General features: G+C 49.7%; 1 protein-coding gene. It reads right to left on the minus strand.

The genetic code is table 11. The annotated features are described in order from the left end of the window. Positions 1–17: 17 nt before the first annotated feature. On the minus strand, positions 18–449 hold a 432-nt coding region (locus EOE67_RS20325), incomplete at its 5' end, for a transposase (protein WP_164852456.1).

The following is a 449-nucleotide window of genomic DNA, read 5'->3' on the forward strand; positions in this document are numbered from 1 at the left end:
AGATACTCTGTTCCCTGTCAATTTTTTATGTGTTGTTCACTGAACAATAATGTTGAATCGAAGGCAGTCTGGGTCTGCATGCAGGCCCAGATACCCGTCAGATATTTTCGCATCACCGCACACTGTGCCTGGATTTTCTTTTTACCGCGACCTGTTAAGGCTTCATAGAACGCTTTGGCTCTAACGTCGTGACGCACGGCACTCATCGCGGGCATATACAGAGCTGCGCGAAGGTAAGCATTGCCAGCCTTGCTCAATCGCCCAGGCTTTTTGACACTGGTCCCAGATTCAGTTTGACGGACATCTAATCCGGCATAACGACTAACCTGTGATGATTTCATCGTCGATGGTAACACGCAAAGCTCTGCCAGAATGGCGATGGCGCTGGTCTCACCAATGCCCTTGGCTGCTGTCATATGGCTAAAGTGTGCTGCTAAGTTGTCATCGCC

The sequence above is a fragment of the Rheinheimera riviphila genome (genome assembly GCF_004005945.1).
GTDB lineage: Bacteria > Pseudomonadota > Gammaproteobacteria > Enterobacterales > Alteromonadaceae > Pararheinheimera > Pararheinheimera riviphila.